This window comes from Candidatus Stoquefichus sp. SB1 (genome assembly GCF_001244545.1).
GTDB lineage: Bacteria > Bacillota_I > Bacilli_A > Erysipelotrichales > Coprobacillaceae > Stoquefichus.
In genome coordinates, this window is the sequence record NZ_LN852693.1 from 56,637 (window position 1) to 79,271 (window position 22,635).

17 protein-coding genes and 1 other annotated feature are annotated in these 22,635 nt (G+C 29.8%); of the genes, 13 read left to right on the forward strand and 4 right to left on the reverse strand.

The features are described from left to right. The first annotated feature begins 41 nt into the window (after positions 1-41). Positions 42-4,436 (forward strand): diguanylate cyclase domain-containing protein, encoded by a 4,395-nt coding sequence (locus BN1865_RS01465; protein ID WP_050635489.1) that lies wholly within the window; start codon positions 42-44, stop codon positions 4,434-4,436. A 336-nt stretch (positions 4,437-4,772) separates the two neighbouring features. Further along, the gene (locus tag BN1865_RS01470) at positions 4,773-5,306 is read left to right on the forward strand and encodes a nitroreductase family protein (RefSeq protein WP_050635490.1); all 534 of its coding nucleotides are present in this window, start codon (positions 4,773-4,775) and stop codon (positions 5,304-5,306) included. 69 nt (positions 5,307-5,375) lie between these two features. Here BN1865_RS01470 and BN1865_RS01475 read toward each other — a convergent pair whose 3' ends face one another. Then, positions 5,376-6,446 carry a hypothetical protein gene (locus BN1865_RS01475; RefSeq protein WP_050635491.1) on the reverse strand — a complete coding sequence of 357 codons (1,071 nt, stop codon included), beginning with the start codon at positions 6,444-6,446 and terminating at the stop codon, positions 5,376-5,378. Between the two features lie 185 nt (positions 6,447-6,631). Between BN1865_RS01475 and BN1865_RS01480 the strand changes: the two genes are divergently transcribed. After that, a complete protein-coding gene (locus tag BN1865_RS01480; protein ID WP_050635492.1) occupies positions 6,632-8,338 on the forward strand; it encodes a Na/Pi cotransporter family protein in 1,707 nt (568 codons plus the stop codon). Between the two features lie 79 nt (positions 8,339-8,417). Beyond that, the gene (locus BN1865_RS01485; protein ID WP_050635493.1) at positions 8,418-10,154 is read left to right on the forward strand and encodes an ABC transporter ATP-binding protein; all 1,737 of its coding nucleotides are present in this window, start codon (positions 8,418-8,420) and stop codon (positions 10,152-10,154) included. Positions 10,155-10,188: 34 nt separating this feature from the next. Here BN1865_RS01485 and eno read toward each other — a convergent pair whose 3' ends face one another. Next, entirely contained in the window at positions 10,189-11,442 is a 1,254-nt protein-coding gene (gene eno, locus BN1865_RS01490; protein WP_050635494.1) for a phosphopyruvate hydratase, read from the reverse strand. Between the two features lie 131 nt (positions 11,443-11,573). On the opposite strand from eno, the gene BN1865_RS01495 reads away from it, so the two are divergent. After that, complete coding sequence (locus BN1865_RS01495) at positions 11,574-11,864, forward strand: hypothetical protein (protein ID WP_050635495.1); 291 nt, start codon at positions 11,574-11,576, stop codon at positions 11,862-11,864. Between the two features lie 21 nt (positions 11,865-11,885). On the opposite strand, the gene BN1865_RS01500 is transcribed toward BN1865_RS01495, so the two are convergent. Beyond that, positions 11,886-13,619, reverse strand: a complete 1,734-nt coding sequence (locus BN1865_RS01500) for an LTA synthase family protein (RefSeq protein ID WP_157844070.1) — start codon at positions 13,617-13,619, stop codon at positions 11,886-11,888. A gap of 318 nt (positions 13,620-13,937) precedes the next feature. Between BN1865_RS01500 and BN1865_RS01505 the strand changes: the two genes are divergently transcribed. The 6 genes from BN1865_RS01505 (at position 13,938) to BN1865_RS01530 (ending at position 19,279) form a co-directional block, all read left to right on the forward strand. Then, positions 13,938-14,168: a hypothetical protein gene (locus tag BN1865_RS01505; protein WP_050635497.1), complete on the forward strand. Its 231-nt coding sequence runs from the start codon at positions 13,938-13,940 to the stop codon at positions 14,166-14,168. Positions 14,169-14,216: 48 nt separating this feature from the next. Further along, positions 14,217-14,423 (forward strand) — a binding site (T-box leader). Between the two features lie 132 nt (positions 14,424-14,555). Beyond that, entirely contained in the window at positions 14,556-15,323 is a 768-nt protein-coding gene (locus BN1865_RS01510) for a substrate-binding periplasmic protein (RefSeq protein WP_050635498.1), read from the forward strand. A 19-nt stretch (positions 15,324-15,342) separates the two neighbouring features. Further along, positions 15,343-16,026: an amino acid ABC transporter permease gene (locus tag BN1865_RS01515; RefSeq protein WP_050635499.1), complete on the forward strand. Its 684-nt coding sequence runs from the start codon at positions 15,343-15,345 to the stop codon at positions 16,024-16,026. Beyond that, positions 16,019-16,744, forward strand: a complete 726-nt coding sequence (locus tag BN1865_RS01520) for an amino acid ABC transporter ATP-binding protein (protein WP_050635500.1) — start codon at positions 16,019-16,021, stop codon at positions 16,742-16,744. Before BN1865_RS01515 ends, BN1865_RS01520 begins: the two co-directional genes overlap by 8 nt. Beyond that, positions 16,744-17,862, forward strand: a complete 1,119-nt coding sequence (locus BN1865_RS01525) for an aminotransferase class I/II-fold pyridoxal phosphate-dependent enzyme (RefSeq protein ID WP_050635501.1) — start codon at positions 16,744-16,746, stop codon at positions 17,860-17,862. Before BN1865_RS01520 ends, BN1865_RS01525 begins: the two co-directional genes overlap by 1 nt. A 115-nt stretch (positions 17,863-17,977) precedes the next feature. Then, complete coding sequence (locus tag BN1865_RS01530; RefSeq protein ID WP_050635502.1) at positions 17,978-19,279, forward strand: GGDEF domain-containing protein; 1,302 nt, start codon at positions 17,978-17,980, stop codon at positions 19,277-19,279. A 1-nt stretch (position 19,280) separates the two neighbouring features. Here BN1865_RS01530 and BN1865_RS01535 read toward each other — a convergent pair whose 3' ends face one another. After that, on the reverse strand, positions 19,281-20,603 hold the full coding sequence (locus BN1865_RS01535) for an oligosaccharide flippase family protein (RefSeq protein WP_050635503.1): 1,323 nt from the start codon (positions 20,601-20,603) through the stop codon (positions 19,281-19,283). A gap of 79 nt (positions 20,604-20,682) precedes the next feature. On the opposite strand from BN1865_RS01535, the gene BN1865_RS01540 reads away from it, so the two are divergent. Next, positions 20,683-20,970 carry a post-transcriptional regulator gene (locus BN1865_RS01540; protein ID WP_050635504.1) on the forward strand — a complete coding sequence of 96 codons (288 nt, stop codon included), beginning with the start codon at positions 20,683-20,685 and terminating at the stop codon, positions 20,968-20,970. Between the two features lie 38 nt (positions 20,971-21,008). Beyond that, on the forward strand, positions 21,009-22,631 hold the full coding sequence (recJ, locus tag BN1865_RS01545; RefSeq protein WP_050635505.1) for a single-stranded-DNA-specific exonuclease RecJ: 1,623 nt from the start codon (positions 21,009-21,011) through the stop codon (positions 22,629-22,631). The last annotated feature ends 4 nt before the right edge of the window (positions 22,632-22,635 follow it).

Genomic DNA, 22,635 nt, shown 5'->3' on the forward strand with positions numbered 1-22,635 from the left:
TACAATAATATTAACTTAATCTATTGAAAGAAGGGATGATTATGAACATACAAAACAATGCTGGAATTGTGGAAGCGTCATTAGGAGGTGTGTTTGAATGCTTATATGATGATCATTTAACATTGCTCTATGCAGATGAATCACTCTTTCAACTCCTTGACTATTCACAAGAAGAGTTTTTAGACTTATATCAAAATCATCTTATGGATGTCATATGTATGGTAGAACGTGATGATATTCTCAATGAAATCAATAAACAGTTAAAAAAAGGACATACTTTTATGTATGAGAATCGATTAGTGTGTAAAAATGGTGAATATAAATGGATATGGATTAGTGCACAATTGTTAAAGGATTCACAGAATAGAAAATATTTTCATTGTATTTTTCATGATATAACTGAAGATAAAATAATCCAAGAGAATCTTGCTATTAGTGAAAAGAGATTTCAAATTATCATGGAACAAACACAAGATGTTATTTTTGAAATGGACGTAAGGAATAATCAGGTTTACTATTCAGAGAATTATGAAAAAACTTTTGGGTATAAAGTACCTTTAGATAATTTTCCAGCTTCAATGTTTGCAACTGATATTATTTATGAAGATGATAAAACGGTCCTATTAAATGCTTTTCAATCTTTGCGAAATGGTGAAAATTCAATGCAATGTGAATATCGTCTTAAATATCGAAATAAGGGATACCATTGGGTCGAAGCAAAAGCAACGGCTATTCGTGATAGTGAGGGAACTTTACTCAATATGATTGGTATTATTACTGATATTCATGAAAGAAAACAGGAAATTATTGAATCCTTAAAAGAGGCTAGTTATGACCCATTAACAGGACTCTATAATCGCCGTGGTTTTTTAAAAAAAATTGATGAGCTTTTGCTTAGAAATCAAACATGTGTTCTGATTCTTCTTGATCTTGATGATTTTAAAAATATTAATGATAATTTAGGACATTTAGAAGGAGATAGGGTACTATATGAACTTTCTCAAAATTTAAAGACTGCTTTTGAAGATCAAACTATTGGTAGATATGGTGGAGATGAATTTATCATATTTGTAACACAAAATGTTTCTTTGGATGAATTAAATGAAAGAATTAAAAAATTTCAAGATTTAATTCATCAGCGATTCTTAGATAAATATCATATTGATTTAGGATTTAGTATCGGGGCCAGTATATATCCTTTCCATGGAGATAATTTTCTTTCATTGTTTCATAAGGCTGATGTCGCTATGTATGAAGCTAAGAAAAATGGTAAAAACCAGTTTGTTGTTTATGAAAATGATCATCATTTTCATTTCCTGACTCATAGAGGTCATGAGAAATTAGAATATGATACAAAATATATCGATGATGTGTCTAATAAAAACTATGAATCTAAAGAAAATATTGATTTTTTTCAACAACTTAAACATAAAGAATTTGTTTATCAAACGGCTTTACAAAAATCACATATGAATGTTTGGGAGTATAATTTAAAGCAAAAACGTTTATATTTAACTGAAGGTATTTCAAAAAAGAATTCACTTAGTATAGTAGAATATCAAACCCCTGAATCAATGATAGAACAAGGAGTCATTCATCCAATGAGTATTCCAATTGTACGTGATATGTATCAGGAAATTGAAAAGGGAATTCCTGAAATTCAAGCTGATATTTTGACCCGAGGTATAGATAATGAGCATTGGTGGTGGCAACGTATTCATTACCATATGATATATGATGACTATGGTCATCCTTGTATTGCTATTGCAGTTGGAAAAGATGTGACTAAACAAAAAGAAACACAAATGGAATACCAAAAAGATTTGTTTTATCAGGTGATTCAAAACAAGGATTTAATAGCATATTTTGATTGTAATATTACGAAAAACCAAATTGATCAATTTCATAGTATTGATGTGAAATATGAAAATTTATTGACATATGATGATATTCTTGAATTACAAAAACAATTTTCTGCAACACAAGAGGATATTTTAAGAGTTCAAAATATTTTTAGTAAAGAAGCTCTTATGGAGGCCTATTCACATGGTGAAAATATCCTGACTTGTGATTATCGCAGGAAAGATACTCAAGGTCATTTATCATGGGTGAGAGCAATCAGTAAGATTTTCCTAGATGGAAATGATTTGCATATTCTTGGTGTTTTACAGGACATAATGATGAATAAAGTATTAGAGGGAAAAATTCATAAAAATATTGAAAAAGATCCTTTGACAGGTATTTATTCAAGAGATACAGTTGCTGCAATGATTGAACAAATTTTATCTGAACAGTTGCAAGATCATAAACCTTTTGCATTTTTATTATTTCATGTTGATTTGAATCATTTTGTGTTAAATAATCAAAATAATATCAATGGAGTCTTAAAAGAAATAGCCAGTTATTTACTTTTATGTTTTTCAAAAAATAAAGTGGTTGGGAAGTTGTATACAGGAGAGTTTGTTGTTTTTATCTATAATGATTTTGATAGAGAAAGTATTCTTCGTTATGTTAATGAAATTAAGCAATCTATGCGTATATATTCAATTGTTCCAGGAATTCAGGATAGGATTAGTATCATGTTTGGAGCAACTATTGATTATACATCAAAAACATTTGATGAACTTTATAATAAAGTTAAAAAATCAATGCGTGATATATCTGAAAATACGCATATTGAAGGATTAGAAATAATGATAAATGATGATGAACAAAAATGTTCACAAACAAAAAATGAATTAGATTTATCAACATTTACTAATTATTTATACTCCTTACCATTTCCCATCAATATTCAAGAGGCTTTAGGAGAAATACGTAAGTTTTATGATGGTGATAGAGCATTTTTATATGATATATCTCAAGATTATTTTGTTGAAAATAAGAAAGAGACCCTTGTCTATTTGGAGTATAAAGAATGTTTACTCATTCATATTGATAAAATAAAACAGTGGGCTATAGAGTATAAAGTTGATAATCTTCTTAGTATAGAACAATTAAAAACATTACTATATTCTCAGTTATATACAAAAGATGAATATCCTGCAATTATGATACCTTTATTTGAAAATAATGAGCTATCAGCTTTATTGAGTGTTAGTGGAATCAAGAAAAATCAAGAACAAATATCATTTTTGAAGGCAATTTTATTGACAATCATTAGAGAACAGCGTCTTTTCATTGCTCAAAAAAAGATAGAATATTATCAGGAATTTGATTCTTTAACGAAAGTTAAAAATCGCATGAGTTTCTTTCATTATAGTAGAAATTTAAATATTGATACATTGATTTCATTAGGTATCATGGTAATAGATATTAATGGTTTAAGAGAATTGAATAAGATATATGGATTGGCTTATGGCGATTCTGTTATTGTAAGATTAGCTAATGAACTAGGGAAGGAAAAAGAATATGCCAATGTATATCGTTTTGATAGTGATGAATTTTTACTTGTTTTTGAAAATATAACTTATGAAAGTTTTATTAAAAAAACTATATCTATAAAACAAAACATCAGTTCAATCTGTCAAGTAACGGTAGGTGTTTCATGGGCGGAAAAACAAATTTCTTTATTTAACTTGGTTAATAATGCGATTGAGCAAAGAAATATGGAAAAACAATTAAGTTATGGTGAACTTTTTATGTTTCATGAAAATGATGGTAATAAGCAATATGCTTATAAACATTTAATAGATGCAATCCAAAAAGGATATCTCAAAATGTTTCTTCAACAAAAAGTAAATAGTGCAAATGGACATGTTGTAGGAGCTGAAGCTTTAATTAGATATCAAGATGAAAAACATGGACTTGTTGGACCAGTGCAGTTTGTTCCTTATCTAGAAACAACAGGATTAATATTTTATGTTGATTTTTTGATTTTTGAAGAGGTACATAAACTTTTAACATTATGGAAACAAAAAGGAATACCGCTTATCCCTATTTCATTAAATTTTTCAAGAGTAACTTTATTAAGTGATGAACTTGTTGACTATATGAATCAAATTCATAAAAAATATGATATCGATACACAACTCATTGAGATAGAAATCACTGAAAATATTGGTGAAATAGAGCGAATGACGATTATTAAACAATGTCATGAAATAAAAATGGCTGGATATCGACTTGCTCTTGATGATTTTGGATCTAAATATAGTAATATTTCTATTCTTTCAGATATTCATTTTGATACTTTGAAATTTGATAAACAGCTTATTGATTATTTGATTGAAAACAAAAAATCTCAATGGACATTAGAATGTATTATTGATCTGTGTAGAAAAATGGATATATATAATGTTGCAGAAGGTGTGGAATTGAAAGAACAAGTTGATATACTAGCTCAAATGGGATGTACTTATATTCAAGGATACTATTATAGCAAACCTGTTATAGCAAGCCAATTTGATATAAGTCATAATTATAGAGAAGATTAATTATGCTTACTAAGCTTTAAAATTCATAAAATAAATATTATAGCTATATAAAAAGTTTAAGAATAATCAGTAATCCAAAATAACTTGTTTATCTAAGTCATTTTGGATTATCTGTTTTTACGGATATAAATAAAATTATACTTTAATGTCAATAAATTTATTCTGATTAGAAATGACTTTTAGATATCATATTTTTTATAAAGTATAGAAATGATGAATTTAAGAATCATTGCAAAACTAATCCTTTGGTTCTATCAAGTAGAGTATTTGTATTAAAGCTGTTTTAAATTGGAAGATAAATTTGATATAATGAAACTATCAAAGGAGGGATTATTAATGGAATTACAGATAGTTTTAGAAAAAAGAAGAAGTATTAGAAAGTATGTGGATCAACCTGTATCAGATGAAGATTTACATAAAATCATTCAAGCAGCAATACTAGCTCCTTCATGGAAAAATTCTCAGGTGACACGTTATTATATAGCTACGTCAGTTGAAACTCTACAAAAAGTTAAAGAAGCTTTACCTGAGTTTAATCAGCATAATGTAGAAAATGCACCTATCCTGATTGTTTCTACCATTGTTTTAGATCGTTCAGGATTTGAACGCAATGGAAACGCCAGCAATGAGTTAGGTAATGGATGGGGTTATTATGATTGTGGAATGCATAATATGAACTTGCTTTTAAAAGCAACAGAACTTGGTCTTTCAACTTTGGTTATGGGAATTCGTGATGCTCAAAAGATAAGAGAAATTTTTGATATCCCATCAAATGAATCAATTGTTAGTGTAATTGCGGTAGGATATAGTGACTTTGAAGTAGAAATGCCTCAAAGAAAACAATTTGAAGATATTGTAACAATCAAGTAAGATGGTCATATTTAAGTTAAAGAATAATCTATTGAAATAAACATAGGATGACTTTTCATCATCCCATGTTTATTTTTGATAATATTGAATTGTTGTTTGAATTTGTGTTTCATTAGGAATGAATCCATAGGAAACAAGGATCACTTGATTTTTGTTTTGAATAATCAAAGTTGTTAAATCTTTTTGTGAGTAGCCATAAAGAACATTGTTTTCTATTTTGGCAGATGTACATAAATATAAATCAGGTTGTTTTTTAAAATCATGCATTAATTGGCTGGCTGATTGTTCAGAGTGCAGTTGATATTCTTTAAGGTAAAGTAAGGAATTATCAGGGGCAGTCTCTAATGATGAATAGGAATGTGGGACTGTAAAACTTGATTTTTTTTGAGTTGATAGTTTTGTTTCTCCACTGATTCCTAAATTATTTAATGTTAAAAGAGGATGTTCTTGAATTGTAAATGATTGAGCATTCAAAGTATCTTCTATCATTCCACCAGCAATAAAAATGACTGATATTACAGTGAAAATTGTATATATTTTTCTTAAAAGAGATAATGTAGATTGTGGTAACTGATGTTTTTTGACTTGTAATTGTTTATAAAATAGATGGGTATAAAACAGATTACAAAATGTTCGAAAAACAGTTGTACAGAGTGCTAGAATCAAACCAATATAGGCAATTGTTATACCATAAGTTAAAAAAGTATCAATATTCATAGCATAAAGAGAACCAACAATAAAGAAAATTGTAACAAGTAAAGCAATAACAAATGCATTAAGAGAATTTAATCTTTTTTTATCATCGATAAAATCTTGTTTTTCTTCCCATTTGATAAGTTCAGGAATTTCATGGTCTCCAATAAAAACATACATTCCTTTTTTATTGTAAATAGGTTGATAAAATTCATCTAAGTAAGGATCATAAAAAAGTTCTTTGCTTTTCTTTTTGTCTGCTTTGTTTTTACCTTTTGGAGTAAAGAAATCAATTTTATAGTAAACAGGAGTATCTGTTTTTTTGAAAATAGATAAGAAAGATAAATCATCTGTACTATAATGTAATTGACCTAAACGATTTAGTTTTTGTTGTAATAATTCATGTTCGTAAGGACGAAAATTCATTATTTTAAAAATATATTTCATATCATCAGCTCACTTTCTTGTGTATTATATCAAACATCTCAAAAATTGTCTATCTTACTAGAATGTTAAGATAATATTAAGAAATTGTTAAAAAAATGTAAATTGTTTGTTTTCAAGGGATTGAGAATATAGTATAATACGATTGTAACTTTGTAAAAAAATGACGAAAATGAGGAGGTCATTTTATGGATTTGACGTTAGTTTTCTCGCTAATGGGAGGACTAGGGATGTTCTTATATGGGATGAAACTCATGAGCGATTCTCTAGCGAATGTTGCGGGAGCCAAATTACGTACGATATTAGAAAAAATGACAAAAAATACTTTTGTAGGGATGTTAGTAGGAATGGCTTTTACTGCTGTTATTCAATCATCATCAGCCACAACAGTATTGGTTGTTAGTTTTGTCAATGCAGGATTGATGAATTTATATCAGGCGACTGGTATTATTATGGGAGCTAATATTGGGACAACAATTACAGGACAGTTAATTGCATTTAATTTATCTGAAATTGCACCATTGTTTGTTTTAGGTGGGGTGATTATGGTTATGTCATCAAAGAAACCTAATATTCAAAAAATTGGTGAAGTGATTTTAGGATTTGGTATTTTATTTGTAGGTTTGTCTTCTATGTCAGCGGCCATGTCAACACTTAAAGATTCACCAGTTATTGTTCATGCGCTATCAACATTAACGAATCCATTCTTGGCTATTTTGGTTGGGTTTGCTATTACGGCTATTTTACAATCTTCATCAGCAACAGTGGGTATTATTATCTTGCTGGCATCACAGGGATTGTTGCAATTACATATTTGTTTCTATATTATTTTAGGATGCAATATTGGTTCATGTGTCTCTGCGTTAATTGCCAGTCTAGGCGGCAAGAAAAATGCCAAACGTGCAGCATATATTCATTTCTTATTTAATGTCTTTGGCTCTTTAGCCATTGTTGTGATATTACAATTGTTTATGCCTTATATCGAAACAGGTATTATGGCTTTGACTGGTTCTCAGCATTTAACAGGACAGGCATTACATGATGCAATGGCAAGAAATGTTGCGAACGCACACACGATTTTTAAAGTCTTCCAGGTGATTATTCTTTATCCGTTTGCTAAATTGATTGTTAAGGCAACTTATATATTAGTGCCTGGTGATGATGAGGAACATGGCTTTACGCTTCAATATATTAGTGATAAAGTGGCTTTTTCAGCAACAACTGCCATTCCACAGGTCATTCATGAAGTCGAACGTATGGCTGAATTGGCTCGTAAGAATTTAAATATTGCTGTCAATTCTTTGTTGAATGTTGATACATCAACGCAAGAAGAAATCGCTAAAAATGAGGAACACATTGATTTTTTGAATCATGCTATTTTTGAATATTTGAACCATATTAATCAGACACCATTGCCTGATGAGGATTCACGTATTATTGGTCCATTATTCCATGTTATTGCTGATATTGAACGTATTGGTGACCATGCGAAATCAATTGCGAATATTACATTAACATGTGAAAGAAAAAAATATCGTTTTACACATGAACGTAAAGTTGAAATTCGTGAACTTTTAACCATGGTTAATTCTGAATTAGAATTAAGTTTAGAAATGTTTACGCAAAAATCACTTGATCATTTAAGTGAAATATTAAAATTAGAAGATTTAATTGATCGAAAAGAAGATAGGCTTCAAAAGGCTTATTTAACAGATATAAAAAGAAAAGAAACGGCTCCAAGAGAAGGAATGTTATATTCTGATTTGGCAGCAGCTTTAGAAAGAGTTGGAGATCATGCTACGAATATTGCTTTTTCAATTTTAAATGATGATAGTGAGGAAATTAATCGTTTAATTGAAGAAGAACATGTGGATCCATCTGATTATATACTTTAAGCCTACATTTGTAGGCTTTTTCTCTAGACGGATGATTTAAAATGCGTTAGAATGAGAGAACTAAGGGGGAGAAGGGAAAATGAAAGGAAGATTTAGAAAATTTTTATCATATTATAAACCATATAAACGCTTGTTTTTAACGGATATGTTTTGTGCTATGGTGGCTGCTGGAATTACCTTAGCATTTCCAATGATTACCAGATATATTACAGGGGTTATTTTATTAGAAACACCCATTCAATTGAATCGTATTTATCAGTTGGGTATTTTTATGGTGATTTTAGTGATTGTTGAGTTCTTTTGTAATTTTTATGTTGCTTATCAAGGGCATGTGATGGGAACTTATATGGAAAGAGATATTCGTAATGAATTATTTGAACATTATCAGAAACTTTCATTTAGTTTCTATGATGAACAAAAGACTGGACAATTGATGTCACGTATTACTAATGATATTTTTTCATTAACAGAACTTTATCATCATGGACCAGAAGATATTGTCATATCTTTAATAAAATTTGTTGGAGCATTTATTATTCTATCAACAATTAATTTGAATTTAACTTTAATTGTTTTTGCTTTTATTCCTATCATGGGTGGTTTTGCTTTGTATTACAATAAAAAGATGAAAAAAGCTTTTAAACGTAATAAACAAAGAATAGGTGATATCAATGCAAGAATTGAAGATAATTTATCTGGTATTCGTGTTGTAAAGAGTTTTGCTAATGAAGATAAGGAAATGGATAAATTTAAAGTTGAGAATATGAATTTTGTAAACAGCAAAAGAAATAGTTATCTTTATATGGCAAAATATCATTCTGGATTAGGTGTTTTTACTAGTATGATTACTGTTGCAGTTATCTTTTTTGGTGCGATTTTTATTAGTCATGATTCAATTACGACACCTGATTTAATTGCTTTTGTTTTGTATATTACAAATTTAATTGAGCCTGTTAAAAAATTGATTAATTTTACAGAACAATTTCAAGAAGGGGCAACTGGGTTTGAAAGATTTATGGAAATTCTTGAGGTACAGCCTGATATTAAGGATACGAAAGATGCTATTGAATTAAAAAATGTTGAGGGTCATATTTGTTTTCAAAATGTTGGATTTCGCTATAATGATAAAACAGATTATGTACTCAAAAATATTGATTTAGAAGTTCAACCTGGTGATTATGTTGCTTTAGTAGGTTCATCAGGAGTTGGAAAAACAACAATATGTTCATTGTTGCCACGTTTTTATGAAGTCACTGAAGGTTCTATTACAATTGATGGTCAAGATATTAGAAATGTAAAATTGGCTTCTTTACGTCAAAATATTGGTATTGTTCAACAGGATGTCTATTTATTTGCTGGAACAATTATGGATAATATTCGTTATGGTAAGTTTGGTGCAACCGATGAAGAAGTCATTGAAGCTGCTAAAAAAGCCAATGCTCATGATTTTATTATGGAACTTCCTGATGGGTATAATACTGATTGTGGACAAAGAGGGGTCAAACTTTCTGGTGGTCAAAAACAACGTCTTTCCATTGCCAGAGTCTTTTTGAAAAATCCACCTATTTTGATTTTTGATGAAGCAACTAGTGCTTTGGATAATGAAAGTGAACATATTGTTCAAGAATCATTGGAATCATTAGCAATGAATCGTACGACTTTTGTTATTGCTCATCGTTTATCAACAATTAAAAATGCAAAACGTATATGTGTTTTAACAGCTGAAGGAATTAGTGAAGAAGGGACACATGAGGATTTATTGGCTCAGCAGGGTCAATATGCATATTTGTATAATATGCAGTTTAAAAGTGAATAAATAAGGAGGACTGTTTGATAGCAGCCCTCCTTATTTATTCTAAACCATAACATTGATTAGGAATTAATTCTTCTTCAATTCTTAATAATTGATTGTATTTAGCAATACGTTCGCTTCTTGATAAAGAACCAGTTTTAATATAACCTGCATTGGTTGCAACTGCTAAATCAGCAATGAAAGTATCTTCTGTTTCACCTGAACGATGTGAGACAATAATCTTATATTGATGTCGTTTGGCTAATTCAATTGCTTCTAGTGTTTCAGTTAAAGTCCCAATCTGATTGACTTTAATTAAAATAGCATTGGCAATTTTTTCTTGAATACCCATTTGTAATCTCTCTTTATTAGTTACAAATAAATCATCTCCAACTAACATAATAGAAGATAATTCTTTAGTCAATGATTTCCATCCTTCCTGGTCATCTTGATCTAAACCATCTTCAATTGAAATGATTGGATAGTTTTGACAAAGCTGTTGATAATAGTCAATCATTTCATGAGATGTATAATCTTTATTTTGCATATGATAATGACCATCATGATAGAATTCACTTGCAGCGACATCTAAGGCAATACAAATATCATCTTTAGGTTGATAACCTGCACTTTGGATGGCTTCAATAATACATTGCAAGGCTGTATCATTATCTTCTAGCATCGGGGCAAATCCACCTTCATCACCAACAGCAGTATTGAGTTTTTTTTCTTTTAAAATCTTTTTTAAATGATGAAAAACAGTTGACCCCATTTCGATAGCCTGTTTGATACTATGAGCACCAACAGGAACAATCATGAATTCCTGAAAATCTAATGGATTGTCTGCATGAGCACCACCATTAATAATATTCATCATTGGAATAGGGAGAACATGGGCATTACAGCCACCAATGTATTGATATAAAGGCATATCATAATAATGAGCACCACACGTAGCACATGCTAAAGAAACTCCTAAAATAGCATTGGCACCTAATTTGGATTTATTTTTTGTTCCATCTATACGAATTAATTCTTGATCAATTAATCTTTGATCTGTTACATCAAAACCTAATAATTCATCTTGAATGATATCATTAACATGATTAACAGCTTTAAAAACACTTTTTCCTAAATAACAATCTTTTTCACCATCCCTTAATTCATGAGCCTCATAGATTCCAGTCGAAGCACCAGAAGGGACGATGGCTTTACCAATGGCACCACTTTCACTATGAACTTCTACTTCAATCGTTGGAAAACCTCGAGAATCTAAAACTTGTCTAGCAAATATATTTGTAATATATGGCATTTTATCTACACTCCTTTTTGAATAGGGTAGACAAAATTTATAAAAAAATACAATATATTTTCATAAATTTTCTTTTTTTATATGTGAAAAAGGAATATGATATATTTATATACAAAAAAGGAGAATAATGTATGGGTGGAATAAGTGTTCTTATTATTTTGTTGCTTTTTTCTGGACCAATGATGATTTTATCTTTGTTACCAATAATTGTAGATATTTATATAGCTTATGCCATAATTGTATGTATAGGTTCATTGGTTGTTTACTATCTTATTCATCGAAAAGGATTGTTTCATCGTTTCCATAATAATTGGAAAGAACTTGCTATGAAATGTTTAAAGTGGTTTCTCATTGTTGAGACAATTTTAACCTTCTTATCTTTGTGTGTTGCTATTTATCTGAAATATACTTATTTTATATAGAATAATATCCAATAGGATTTCCTATTGGATATATTTGTAATAATTGTTATCTAATATTTTTTTTGAATAATCTATTTTTTGTTTCACAAGTGTATTGATTTTTTTAAGATAATCTTTATCTTCAACAGCATTATTGATCCATGTTGCTTTTTGGGTTTTAGAATTATACATAACGTGTTCAGTTATAAAACTTCTATTTTCAAAAATAACCAATGAATCGTTATCAGATAGTAAATCAGTGCCCATTAACAGGCGTGAATCATATTCTAATCCTAACAGATTAGAAAGTGTTGGAAGAATATCTAAACTACTTCCTTGCTTATCAACAACAATTGGCTCCTTCATTGCTTCGCTCCAAATAATCAATTCATTTTTATAGATTTCAAAATTTTTCTCTAATTGATGACCTGCCAGTTCATTATAGTCTTTATCTGGTAAACCATAAGGATAATGATCAGCACTCATAGCGATTAATGTTTTATCAGCAATTCCAGCTTGTTTTAAACGTGTAATGAGGTATTCTAAAGCACGATCTAATTCAATTTGGGTTGCAAGATATCCTTTGGCAAGTTCAGATTTATCAAGATTGTTAACGAGTGATTTGTTTTTTGCAGCCATACTGTTTCCTACAAAAGTATAATTAGTATGTCCACTTACAGTCATATAATATGTGTGAAAATGTTCTTTATCTATATATTGATCAACAGTTTTTTGTATCATTTCTAAATCAGATTCAGGCCACTGTTTCTTTAGTGATAAACCATGTCCAACAGCTTTAAAATCATAGCCTAAGTTAGGATGTGAAAGATTACGACCATAATATGTATAAGAATGATCGTGATAAGCTTGTGTAGTATAACCTAATTTTTGAAACTGTTTTCCAAGCGTAAATGGCAAAGTGTTTTTTGAAGATTCTTTAAAACTCCAAACACCATTTTTAGGAATTAAACCTTGCAATGCGACATATTCTCCATCACTTGTACTGACATTCCATAAAGGCGTATAAAAATGATTGAAAATAAATCCTTCATTTTTTAATTTATATAATGTGGGTGTTAATTCTTTATCAATAGCATAAGGTGAAAAACCTTCACAAGTGAGTAAGATTACATTGAAATCTTTAAACATACCTGTATATTGATTTTGTTTGGTAGGTGTTACATTTTGAAAATACTTATGCATGTTTTTGATAGTCTCATTTTTTGAATTATCAATAAGCTGATTAAAGTCAATATCCATTGTTTGATCCTTATAAGTCATATTTTTTGACTCTTCAGGTTCAATGGGTTCTTCGTTAATCATATCATTACTTGTCCTGCCAAATATAAAGGATTGAACATCTAAACGACAAGAGGTTATCATCCCTAATTGACTAACTGTTAATTCATTCATAGATGCTTCTTTATATAAGTCTAAAGGTGTGTTTAATGCAGTGTTTGGAAGATATAAGAGACCATAACCCAAAAAGAAAAACGCTATTATCATTGTTAAAGAAATCAATATAGATTTATCACCAAAACGTTTTAAATGAATATGTTTTCTTTCATAAAGAATATAAAATCCAAAAGGAACAAAACAAAGCAGAATCCAAAATATATTTGAAATAATGAGATTGACAATATCCTGCCAAAATTCAGCCACCTGTCCACCGTTACCAATAGAATATACAGTGAAGAAAACTTTGAAAAAATTATAATAAAGGATTTGACTACAAAAATAAAACCCAATAATAAATAACAAGACTCCAAATATCATTTTATTTACTTTCTTTTTAAAAACATGAGCGAGCAGATTGAAAAAAAGACCTATACTGATTCCAAAAATCAGTGGGTAAATAAAAGTCCATTGAATACTCTTAAAAACTGAAATTCTAAGTAATAACTCAAGATAAAAAAGCGTTATGATCATATAAAGCCATGAATAGTGAAGTAATTGTTTGTTAATCATAAGTATCACCCAAAATTATCGTAACATTTTTTGAGTTTTGAAACAATGAAAACGAATAATGTCGAATAATATATTATTCAAATCTCTCAAGATGTGGTATAATAGGGAAAGAAATGAGGAATGGTTATGATTGTAATTTATATTATAGGTGGCATCTTATTACTTGCTTTAGCAATCTATTTTTTAGATCGACGTGAGAAAATGACACATGAAATCAAGGAAATCAAAGCTTATAAGAGTGAAATAGATGCGACAAATCAGGAACTTGATGAATTAATTGAACAATTAGAGAGTATGAATGAACCTTTATCAAAGGTGAATCAGATATCAAAAAAGATATTAAGTTATATGAAATGAAAAAACTATTGACAATTCTAGACAATTGACTATAATACAACTATATCAATAAACTCAGTGAAAAAGAGAGTAGTTTAAATGAGTATCAAGCGAGCTAACGTTGGTGTGAGGTTAGTATATCAGTTTAAATGAACCGCACTTTGGAGAGCAATGTCTGAAATCATAGGATATTGAGTAGGTCTGCTTTAAAGACAAGAGGGGATATATCTTTGATATATCAACAAGAGTGGTACCGCGGAATTTTTCGTCTCTTAGTATGAAACTAAGAGGCGTTTTTTTATTCAAAGGGGGAGATGAGTTTATGGAATGGATGGTTTTCTTACGGTAGGGATATCAATATAAAATGATATGTAAGAAATAAAAATGAAGAAAGAAGAGGGAAAAACAATGAAAAAATTATTAAAAGTGATGTTAGTTGTTATGATGGCAGTGATGGTTACTGCATGTGGTGGAAAAGGTAATGATGATAAGGAAACAGTGACATTAACAGTTGGTGTTTCACCTGATTATGCACCTTATGAATCATTAGATACAAATGGAAATATAGTTGGTTTTGATGCTGATATGGTGAAATTATTTGAAGGATATTTAACTGAATCAGAAGGAAAAACATATAAATTAGAATTCAAACAAATGGATTTTGATAACATTATTACACAAATTCAAGGGAATCAAATTGATTTAGGAATTTCAGGTTTTACTTATGATGAAGAAAGAGAAGTAGAATGGTCTGTTCCTTATACTGCGACTGCTCAAGTTGCTGTTATGCCTAAAGATACTTCAATTCAATCTGTCAGTGATTTAAAAGGTAAAAAATTAGCAGCACAGACAGGTGCTACAGGAGAAAAAGCGGCAAAAGATGTTGAAAATGCTGAAGTTGTTGGAATGAAAAATGTTCAGGATATTTTCAATGGTTTATCTGCTCATCAATATGATGGCGCTGTTGTTGATTTAGCAGTAGCAAATAACTATGTAAAAAGTGGTAATTTTACAATGTTAAATGATTCATTATTAGATGAAAAAAATTATATTATTGCTAAAAAAGGTAATAAAGAAGTGATTGGTAAAATTAATACATGTATTGAAAAATTTCTTGCATCAGAAGATTACCAAAAATTATGTGATCAATATGGTTTAAAGAAATTAGAAAAATAAAAAAGAAAGTAGGGATAGTATGTTTGTTGCATTTGATAAAGTGTTTACACCAGAAAATATATTGTATTTAGCTAAGGGGGCATTGATATCATTGATGATAGCCGCACTATCCCTTATTATTGGATTAATATTTGGTATTTTAGGGGCAAGTGCGAAACGTTCTAAATATCGTATATTAAGAATTATTGGAAATATTTATGTAGAAGTCATCAGAGGAACACCGATGTTACTTCAAATATTGATTTTGTTTTCAGTTGTTCCATCGCTTTATACAGCAATGACTGGTGAAATATTAAGAATCAATACTTATGTGATTGGGATTATTGCAATGAGTATTAACAGTGGAGCCTATTCTACAGAATTAATTAGAAGTGGAATTAATGGTGTGGATAAAGGCCAATGGGAAGCTTGTGAAACGTTAGGACTAAGTCATTGGCAAACAATGAAACTTGTTATATTGCCACAAGCCTTTAAAAGAATTGTTCCACCTGTAATTAGTGAGTTTATCACTTTAATTAAAGATTCATCTTTGATTAGTTGTATTGGTGCGGTAGAACTTTTAAAAGGAGCACAAGTAATTGGTGCACAATATTTTGATGTCATGTCACCATATTGTCTATCAGCAGTTTTTTATTTAATTATGACATTAAGTATTTCATATATTGGAAGACGTATAGAAGGGAAGTTGGCTGCCAGTGATTAAAGTAGAACATATTACAAAAAAATTCAAACAATTAAAGGCTGTTGATGATGTCTCTTTAGAAATAAAGAAAGGTGAAATTGTTTGTTTAATTGGTCCTTCTGGTTCAGGAAAGAGTACAGTATTAAGATGTATTCATGGACTGGAAATACCAGAAGAGGGACATATTTATTTAAATGATCAATTATTAGATAGAAAAGCTGATAACTATAAACAATTAAGAAGTCAGATGGGATTTGTATTTCAACATTTCAATTTGTTTCCACATAAAACAGTTTTAGAAAATTTAACATTATCTCCTATTCAGGTTATGGGGAAAACTGAAGCAGAAGCCACACAAATTGCTTGTCAATATTTAGATAGAGTTGGTTTATTAGATAAGAAAGATGAATATCCAAATAAATTATCGGGAGGACAAAAACAGCGTGTTGCGATCGCAAGAAGTTTATGTTTGAATCCTGAAGTCATGTTATTTGATGAACCAACAAGTGCTTTAGATCCAGAAATGGTTATTGAAGTTTTAGAAGTTATGCAAGAACTTGCTAAAGAAGGCATGACTATGATTGTTGTGACGCATGAAATGGGATTTGCTAGAACAGTTGCTGATAGAGTGATTTTCTTAGAAGAGGGAAAAATTATTGAAGAAAATAGTAGTCAGGAATTTTTCTCACATCCTAAAACAGAAAGGGCTCAAGATTTCTTGAATAAGGTTATGCATTAATGAAGATTGCTGAATTTGAAGTAGAAACTTGGATGACTGATCATGAAAATAATTGTCAGTATAATTTAACAGAAACATGTGTGAAACCAATGTCTTTAAATGAACTTCAAGAATTTGTTGAAGAAGATATTGTGACTTCAATCATGTCTATGACAATGGATTATGGTCCAATTGTTGGCTCTTTGGCATTAAAAAAAGCGATTTTATCATTATATGAAACAGGAAATGAAAACAATGTAACAATTGCTCATGGTGCTATTAATGCAAATGAACTAGCTATGATATCACTATTAGAACCAGGGGATCATATTATCAGTCTCTTTCCAACGTATCAGCAAATGTATGATTTTCCTCGCTCTTTAGGTTGTGAAGTTTCATTGATTCATTTATCAGAAGAGAAAAATTGGCTGCCTTCAATTGAGAATTTTAAGCAATGCATCAATTCAAAAACAAAAATGATATGTTTAAATTCTCCTAATAATCCAACTGGAACAACATTCCCATTATCACTTATCAAAGAGATTATAGCTTTAGCAAAAGCCTATGATTGTTATATTTTATGTGATGAAATTTATCGTGGTGTGAATACTGTGACTGGAAAACTTTGTCCATCATTTAGTGATTACTATGATAAAGCAATCGTTACTCAGAGTTTGTCAAAAGTTTTCTCATTTCCGGGATTACGACTAGGATGGATTAAGGGACCAAAAGAAGTGATTCATACCATTGATTTAAGAAGAGATTATCATATTATAAGCAGTGGACCAATGGATGATTATTTGGCAACACTTATCTTAAATCATAAAGAAAATATTCTTAAAAGAAGTTTAGATATCTGTCGTCAAAATAAAAAATGTTTACAAGAATGGTTAATGCAAGAACCTCATGTGTCTTGTGTGATTCCAGAAGATGGTACTGTATGTTTTTTGAAATATGATATTGATATGCCATCTCAGGAATTATGTGAAAAATTGCAAAAAGAAACGGGTGTTTTCTTTGTTCCTGGAGCAGCATTTGGAGTTGAAAATCATTTAAGATATGGATTTACACATGAAGTTGAGTATGCGAAAGAAGGCTTGACAATTTTTTCAAAGTGGTTAAGACAATTTGATAAATAAGCGAATAAAGTGTCATTTATTCGCTTTTTTCTTTTATTATTGATTTATTTATGAAAGAAATCTTTACTCTTACATAATTATGTAATATGATAAACAATATATGGAGGGAAAAGCAATGGACCAAAATAGAGATGTTTCTCCTTTTGAACTCTTCAAGTATATGCCTGGAGGTTTTTTGATTTATAGTGCTTATCATAATGAAGACATTCTTTTTGTTAATGATTATATTATTAAATTATATGGTTGTTGTCATGAAAAGGAATTTATGGAACTTGTTCATGGTTCATTTAAAGGAATGGTTCATCCAGATGATCTTGATCATGTTGAAAGTGAAATTAAGCAACAAGTTGAAAATTCTTTAGAAGGATATGATTATGTTGAATATCGAATTATTCAAAAGAATGGACAAGTGAGATGGGTTGATGATTATGGACGATTAATTCATCAAGCCAATGGCGAAGATGTGTTTTATGTTTTTATTGTAGATTCTACTGAAAAAAAGCAATTGCAGTATGAATTAAAAAGACGTAATGATCAACAGCAAGTTCTTATTGATATGGCGAAAGATGTTGTTTTTGATGTGTCTTATCATGATAAAACAATTGATATTTATGGGAAGTTTGAAGAACGTTTTGGACGCAAACCTTGTCTTGATGATTTTCAAAAATTATTAGGTCAACATATTATTGATGAACAATATCAGATTCATATGCATCAAGTACAACTTGATTATCAAAATTTTGATTCAGACACAGATGAAATTTATATTCGTAATCATAGAAATGAGAATATATGGTCACAGTGTCAACTGGCTAAGTTTTATGATGATAATGCTCAAAACAGTCGCATAGTTGGTAGACTTTTAGATACTCATTATCAAATTCTTAAACAAAAGCATTATCAGCGAGATGCTCAACGGGATCCTTTGACAGGAATATATAATCGACGTATGGCACGCGGACAGATTGATTCTTTATTAGCACAAATGGATGAGACGCAAGAGTGCTTATTGGCTATTTTTGATATTGATGATTTTAAAGAAATAAATGATACTTATGGACATCCTATTGGCGATAGTGTTTTGAAATATGTTGCCTATGGGTTAATGGAGTTTCATGGCGAACATAATGTTTATTCACGTATTGGTGGCGATGAGTTTTTATTATTTATCCCTGATGTTCAAGACAAAAAAGAAATTCTCACAAGAATAGAGCGTTTAACTTTGATTGAACCCGATCAACAAAATTATTTGATAAAAAGTATCCCTAGAGTGACAATTTCTATTGGTGTCGTATGTCAAAAGGGAAATCGTTACAATTGTGATGTACTTTATTATTTGGCTGATAAGGCATTATATGGAACCAAAAAAGATTGTAAAGGAACAATGCGTATATATAATGAAAAAGAAATGGGATGATTTATCGCATTTCTTTTTCTATAGAACGTTTTGAATAGATTGCCATATATACATAAAAAGCAGAAAGAACAAGCGTCGTAAATAAGCCTATTAACATAACCATAGCAACACTTAAAACATGATAGCGTGGTGTTAAGATAAGTAAACAGACAAATTCAATAATGACTTCTAATGTACTCATGACAAACATTTCTTTATTTTTATTGAGTGCTTGTAAAGTGGCACTTAATGGTGTTTGAAGATAGAAGAGAGTAAAAGGAATAGCCATATATTTTAAATATTCATACCCATTTTTGGTATTATACATAAATAAGAGACAAACATCTCCAAAGAAATAAAATAATAAAGTGAATGGAAGACTGATTAAAAAACAAACAACAATCCCATAAATAACATGTTTTCTTAAATCATGATATTTTCGATAAGCGATATCTTTGTTAAGAATTGGTAATAATAATCTTAAAACAACATTATTAAAGAAGGTTGGTGTGACCAGTAATGAAATGACATAACCACTGATAATTGCATATTGTAAATGAATATCTGTTTCATTCATTTGTAATCGTGTTAAGATGGTGACAAGGACAATTGGTTCAATAAAATTGTAACATGAATGAAGAATACGTGAACCTGTTAATGGTAAGGCAATATTCATCATATCTTTTAAGATAAAATGCTCTTGTAAATATTCGATTGGATGATAACTGACATTGACCTTACGATGGAGATGTAAATATAAATACAGAATCGAAGTCAATTCTCCAATACTCATAGCAGCAATCGCAATTGAAACTAAATAAGTGATTGGTAAATAGGAAAATGAACGAATCATGATATAAGTAAATACAATGCGTGATACTTCTTCAAGCAGTTGAGCGACTGATAAAGTCCAAACATCTTCTTTTCCTAAATAATAATTTTTAATGATACCACTGATTCCTACAAGCGGAATAAAAGGAATCATAGTTAATAAGGGGAGATAAGCTTGGTCTTGTTTTAAAAAATTAACGGCAATGATTTTTGCAAAAAAGATAATACCGCAAATAATGATAAAACATGAGGTAAAACAAATCATAATAGCTGAAATGATAACTTTTTTATTGTTATATTTAGGATTAGAAATCAATCGAAAGACAGCAGATGGAATGGAAAACTGAGCAAGCGTAATGCATAAAGAAAGTGTTGGTATAACTAAAATATATAATGCCATTCCTTGTTCATCAAGTAATCTTGCCAGCATCATTCTATTAAAAACAGAGAACACCTTGGTTATGAGGGTACTACCACTTAAGATGATAAATGAATTAATCAATTTTCTTTTCATAAAACACTTCCTTTATTGTCGAATTTCCTTTATAATAAATATGTTGAATACATGAGAAATATGTTAGGAAGTGCAATAAATGGAAATCAATCTCAAGAATAACTTACCATTAGATATTCTTTTTTTAATTCGAATAAAGGCTAATGAGTTTAAAACAGAAGGTGTACAGGATATTAATGCTCAAGATATTAAAGAGTATTTATATCAAATTAAATGGAAAAATACAGAAACTCTCTCAATGTGTGATGTCATTAATGATATTATGTCATTGCGTTTTTCTGAGGTTTTTGATTATTTGAAATTAAAAGTGATTAAAGAAGCTTCATCTATGAAAATAGATGATTTTAGTGAATTGATTGCTAAATAACTGGATAACAGTTATTTTTCTTTTTTGAGGAGAACATTATGGAATATAAAACAATTGAAGCAAAAAACTATCAAATGATTCAAGAACAATATCATGTGAATTCATTATTAGCAAAAATTATTGATAGTCATGGCTATGATCAAGAAACCTTACAAACATTTTTAAATCCCCGTTTAATTTATCATGATTTTTCTTTGTTTGAAGAAGCAGATATGACTTTAGAACGTATTCATGAAGCCATTGAAAATGAAGAGAAGATTTGTATCTATGGCGATTATGATTGTGATGGCATACTAGCAACAACAATTTTAGTACAGGCCTTTTTAGAATTAGGCATACAAGTAGGCTATCATATTCCTAATCGTTTTGATGATGGTTATGGTTTAAATGTTGAACGTGTTCAGCAGATGGCAAAGAGAGGTTATACCTTAATTATTACGGTTGATAATGGTGTCAAAGCTTTTGATGCAGTAGAGTGTGCCAATGAATTAGGCATAGATGTTATTATTACAGATCATCATCAATTTGATGCTGATTTGCCTGATGCCTGTACTTTTATTCATACTAAACTTTCTCCTTCTTATCCATTTAAAGAGATTTCAGGTGGATTTGTAGCATATAAATTAGCCAGTGCATTGTTGAAAAGACAAGATAAATATTTGTATTGTCTAGCGGCGATTACAACTATTTCTGATATGATGCCATTATTAGATGAAAATCGTTCTTTGGTAAAAAAGGCTTTGACTTTTATGAAAGCAGAAAAATATACATCATTGGAATTATTGTTAGGTGATCAGCAAAGTTATAGCACAACAACAATTGGCTTTACAATTGCACCAAAAATCAATTCATTTGGACGATTACCAGAATTATGTAATCCCAATATTTTGGTGAAATATTTTTTAAAGGATGCAGCTTTAGAACTGATGATGAAAGTGTCACAATTAGCTACTCAAATTAACAGTAAACGTCAGGCATTAACTAATGAACAGTATGCTATGGCTAGTCAAAATATGAATGAACAGTTCTTGTATTGGGCAAGTGAAGATGTTCATGAAGGATTAGTAGGATTAATTGCAGGTAAATATACAAGACAATATGAACGTCCAAGTTTTGTTATGCATTATGATAAAAAAGCTGGAATTTATAAAGGAAGTGCAAGAAGTGTTGATGGTTTTTCACTGCATGAATTTTTTACGGCTCACAGTGAACAGTTCATTACTTATGGCGGTCATTCTTTAGCAGGTGGTTTTAGTGTTGATGAGCAACATTATGAATCTGTTTATCATTGTATTGAAGAGAATTTAAAAGATGTTTCATTGCATTCTTCAATGCCTGTTTTACTTATTGATGAAAATGATTTGAGTATTGAAAATATTGAATCTTTATCAATTTTAGAACCATTTGGTATGTGTAATGAAGAACCTGTTTATTTGTTAAAAAATGCGCCTATTAATAAGCTTTATCAGTTAAGCGGAGGGAAACATCTTAAATTAGATATTCTTTTTGCTAATGTTAAATTATCTGCTTTATATTTTCAACATGGTGAACTTTATCAGCAACTTTTGAATCAAAAGACAGTCAATTTAATTGGAACTTTAAGTATTAATGAATTTAGAAATCAAAAAAGTATTAATTTTATTATTAAAGATATGATATAGAATC

What these genes read in the sequence shown, in the direction of transcription:
- BN1865_RS01465 (WP_050635489.1), top strand. Translation starts at nt 42, where the DNA reads ATGAACATACAAAACAATGCTGGAATTGTGGAAGCGTCATTAGGAGGT.
- BN1865_RS01480 (WP_050635492.1), top strand. Translation starts at nt 6,632, where the DNA reads ATGGATTTGACGTTAGTTTTCTCGCTAATGGGAGGACTAGGGATGTTC.
- BN1865_RS01515 (WP_050635499.1), top strand. Translation starts at nt 15,343, where the DNA reads ATGTTTGTTGCATTTGATAAAGTGTTTACACCAGAAAATATATTGTAT.
- BN1865_RS01485 (WP_050635493.1), top strand. Translation starts at nt 8,418, where the DNA reads ATGAAAGGAAGATTTAGAAAATTTTTATCATATTATAAACCATATAAA.
- BN1865_RS01525 (WP_050635501.1), top strand. Translation starts at nt 16,744, where the DNA reads ATGAAGATTGCTGAATTTGAAGTAGAAACTTGGATGACTGATCATGAA.
- BN1865_RS01500 (WP_157844070.1), bottom strand. Translation starts at nt 13,619, where the DNA reads ATGATATTTGGAGTCTTGTTATTTATTATTGGGTTTTATTTTTGTAGT.
- BN1865_RS01535 (WP_050635503.1), bottom strand. Translation starts at nt 20,603, where the DNA reads ATGAAAAGAAAATTGATTAATTCATTTATCATCTTAAGTGGTAGTACC.
- BN1865_RS01540 (WP_050635504.1), top strand. Translation starts at nt 20,683, where the DNA reads ATGGAAATCAATCTCAAGAATAACTTACCATTAGATATTCTTTTTTTA.
- BN1865_RS01530 (WP_050635502.1), top strand. Translation starts at nt 17,978, where the DNA reads ATGGACCAAAATAGAGATGTTTCTCCTTTTGAACTCTTCAAGTATATG.
- BN1865_RS01505 (WP_050635497.1), top strand. Translation starts at nt 13,938, where the DNA reads ATGATTGTAATTTATATTATAGGTGGCATCTTATTACTTGCTTTAGCA.
- BN1865_RS01475 (WP_050635491.1), bottom strand. Translation starts at nt 6,446, where the DNA reads ATGAAATATATTTTTAAAATAATGAATTTTCGTCCTTACGAACATGAA.
- BN1865_RS01495 (WP_050635495.1), top strand. Translation starts at nt 11,574, where the DNA reads ATGGGTGGAATAAGTGTTCTTATTATTTTGTTGCTTTTTTCTGGACCA.
- recJ (WP_050635505.1), top strand. Translation starts at nt 21,009, where the DNA reads ATGGAATATAAAACAATTGAAGCAAAAAACTATCAAATGATTCAAGAA.
- BN1865_RS01470 (WP_050635490.1), top strand. Translation starts at nt 4,773, where the DNA reads ATGGAATTACAGATAGTTTTAGAAAAAAGAAGAAGTATTAGAAAGTAT.
- eno (WP_050635494.1), bottom strand. Translation starts at nt 11,442, where the DNA reads ATGCCATATATTACAAATATATTTGCTAGACAAGTTTTAGATTCTCGA.
- BN1865_RS01510 (WP_050635498.1), top strand. Translation starts at nt 14,556, where the DNA reads ATGAAAAAATTATTAAAAGTGATGTTAGTTGTTATGATGGCAGTGATG.